The 3,483-nt window shown below is 74.4% G+C and carries 1 protein-coding gene; it reads right to left on the bottom strand.

The window, feature by feature from the left end; translation table 11 throughout:
* Positions 1–3,483: amino acid adenylation domain-containing protein (locus AB0E05_RS36325; RefSeq protein WP_361971877.1), on the bottom strand; the 3,483-nt coding region annotated here is incomplete at both ends.

The raw sequence follows: 3,483 nt of genomic DNA, 5'->3' as shown, positions 1-3,483 counted from the left end.
TTGGATGACGTAGACGTCGGGGGTGTCCTGGTCGTCGTACTGGGCGTGGAAGAGCAGGCCCTCCTGCAACGGCGCCAACGGCAACACATCCAGGACCTGCCCCTGCGCCTCGATCTCCGCGATCTCGCCCTGGCTGAGCCGCACCAACGGCACGTCCGACGGCGTGAGTCCACCGCCCTCCGGCGTGCCCGCGTGCTCCACCAGCAGACCCAGCGCCCGGACCCATGCGTCCCCCAGGCCGCGCACCTCCTCCTCGGTGAGGACACCGCCCGGCCACGCACAGCTCATCGTCAGCAGCGGACCGTCCGACGTGTCGCGGGTGACCGCGCTGACCGTGAGCGCGTGCGTCAGCGGCAGGTCGGGGTGGGCGCCCCCGGACAGCGCCTCCGCCTCCGGCGCCGCCACCCAGTCGGCGTCGTCCGGCGCGGGGAAGCGCCCCAGGTAGTTGAACGCGACCTGCGGCTGCGGCAGCCCGGCGAGCCGATCGGCGGTCTCCGGGTTGAGACGGCGCAGCAAGCCGTAACCCACGCCGTGGTCCGGCACGGCCCGTAGCTGCTCCTTGACCCGCTTGAGCACCGCACCGGCGCCCGGCCCGGTCAGCGCGGCGCCACCCGCGTCCAGCCGCTGCGGATGGACGGTGGTGAACCACCCGACGGTACGGGACAGGTCGACCCCGCCGTACCCGCCGTCCCCCTGGGCCGGGGCCATGGCGTCCTGGCGCCCGTGCCCTTCGAGGTCGACCAGCAGCGAGCCGTCGGTGACGGCGCCGCGGTCCCGCTGCCACTGGCCGTGCGCGAGGGCGAGCGCACTCAGCAGGACGTCGTCGACACCGCAGCGGTAGCGGGCCGGGACGTCCGCCAGCAGCGCCCGGGTCTGCTCGGACGGAAGCGTCCACGACGCCGTGGCGACGGTGTCCACGGTGTCCCGCGCGGGATCCAGCGGACGCGCGCCGAGCGGCGCGTCTGGACCCGTCAACTGTGCGGTCCAGTAAGGCAGTTCATCGGCGCGGGTCGGGCTCTTCGCCCGGTCGACGAGGAGGTGCGCCCAGTGCCGGAACGACGTCGCCACCGGTGGCAACTGCGGTTCCGTACCGGACTCGACCGCCCGCCACGCCGCTGCGAGGTCCGCCAGCAGAATGCGCCAGGAGACCCCGTCGACCACGAGGTGGTGCAGCAGGAGCAGCAGTCGACCGGGGGTCGCCGGGCCGGCGTCGAACCAGACGGCCTGCACCATGACGCCGCCGGCGGGGTCCAGCCGCTGCCGGGCCCCGTCCGCCGCGTCCGCGATCGCGGTCCGCAGCCCGTCCGCGTCCGCCGAGCCGGAGAGGGCCGCGGCGCGCAGGACCGTGCGGGCGGGGACGTCGCCCGGCGCGGCCGTGCGCAGCTCACGCCCCGAGGGCGGGCCGACCAGCCGTGACCTGAGCACGTCGTGACGGTCGAGGACGGCTTGGAGCGTCCGGGCGATCGCGTCGTGGGTGGCCCCGCGGGGCGTGCGCACCACGACGGACTGGTGGAAGCCCGCGAAGCCGGGGCCGTCCACGTCGAAGGAGCGCGCCACGGGCGGCAGCGGCACGTCACCGACCCCGTCCAGACCGGCCGGGGCGGGGGCCCCGTCCGCGTCGTCCGCCGCACGGGCGACGGCGGCGAGTTCGGCGATGGACCGCTGCTGGAAGACGTCGCGGGGCGTGATCACCACGCCGGCCTCCCTGGCCCTGCTGACCAGTTGGATCGACACGATGCTGTCGCCGCCGAGTTCGAAGAAGTTGTCGTCGACGCCGACGCGGGGGAGGTTCAGCACCTCGGCGCAGAGCGTCGCGAGAACGCGCTCCTGCGCGGTGCGCGGGGCGCCGTCGGTGACCTGGGCGGTGAAGTCGGGCGCGGGCAGGGCCTGCCGGTCGAGCTTTCCGTTCGCGGTCAGCGGCAGCGCGTCGAGGGTGACGACGGCGGCCGGGACCATGTAGTCGGGCAGCGCCGCCTTGAGCTGCTCGCGCACTGCGGCGGGGTCGAGCGCCGCGCCGTCGACGGGGACGACGTAGGCGACGAGCCGGGTGGCGCCGACGTCGCCGACGTGGGCGTGCGCGGCGGCCCCGGCCACCTGCGGAAGCCGGGTGAGGGCCGTTTCGACCTCGCCGAGTTCGATGCGGAAGCCGCGGATCTTGACCTGGTGGTCGCCGCGGCCGACGAAGTGGAGGACGCCGTCGGCGTCCCGACGGGCGAGGTCGCCGGTGCGGTACATGCGGGTGCCGGCGGGTCCGTAAGGGTCGGCGACGAAGCGTTCGGCGGTCAGCCCCGGCCGGCCCAGGTAGCCGCGGGCCAGGCCGGCGCCGGAGACGTACAACTCGCCGGTGACACCGGGCGGTACGGGGCGCAGCCCGGCGTCGAGGACGTGGATCCGGGTGTTGTCCAGCGGCCTGCCGATCGGCACCGCGGGCCGGTCGCAGCCGTGCGGGGGCACGCGGTGCCGGGTCGCGAAGGTGGTGCTCTCGGTGGGGCCGTAGCCGTCCACGACGACCAGGTCGGGGCAGACCTCGCGGACCCGGGACACCGCCTGGGGGTCGACGACGTCGCCGCCCACCCACAGCTCGCGCAGGGCGGCGAGGGACCGGGGGTCCTCCTGTGCGACGAGGTGGAAGAAGCCGGCGGTGAGCCAGAGGGCCGTGACGTCGTGCTCGCGGGTGAGCCGTTCGATGCCGGCCGCGTCGAGGGCGCCGGGCGGGGCGACGACGACTTCGCCGCCGGACAGCAGCGGGACCCAGATCTCGTAGGTGGCGGCGTCGAAGGAGTGGCGGGAGTGGAAGAGGACCCGCCGGTGGTTGCCGCCCTGCCAGCAGCGGTCGTGCGCCAGCTCGACGACCGAGGAGTGCGGCACCGCGACGCCCTTCGGCCGGCCTGTGGACCCCGAGGTGTACATGACGTACGCGAGGTGGCGGGGGTCGCCGGGCACGGTCAGGGGCTCCGTGGTGTCCGTCTCGCTCGCGAGCGCGTCGAGGGCTCGGCCCACGGTGATGGACAGGACGTCGTCAGGGAGGGGGTTGCTGGTGTGGGGCAGCGGATCGGTCAGGACCGCGCGGGTGCCGGTCTCGGTGAGCAGGGCCTGGATGCGGGACGCGGGGTCGCGGCCGTCGAGCGGCAGATACGCGGCCCCCGCCTTCACCACGGCGAGCAGTGAGACGACCAGGTCGGCGGAGCGTTCCAGCAGCACGCCGACGGTGTCCTGCGGGCGGACCCCGGACGTCGCGAGGACGCGGGCCAGCCGCCCCGAACGCAGATCGAGCTGTCGGTACGTGAGGTGCTCCGCGCCGGCGCGGACGGCCACCGCGTCGGGGGTACGGGCCGCCTGCTCGCCGAAGAGTTGTTGAAGGGTGCGGGACGCCTCGGGAAGGGGATGGTCCGTGGTGTTCCAGTGGGTGAGTTGTTGGTGTTCTTGTGGGGTGAGGGTGTTGATGTGGTTGATGGGTGTGTGGGGGTTTTGGGTGATGGTGTG

It is taken from the genome of Streptomyces sp. NPDC048057, from assembly GCF_040653095.1.
Classification (GTDB): Bacteria; Actinomycetota; Actinomycetes; order Streptomycetales; family Streptomycetaceae; genus Streptomyces.
The sequence above is the reverse complement of the archived record's forward strand: the minus strand, read 5'-3'. Positions and strand labels throughout refer to the sequence as shown.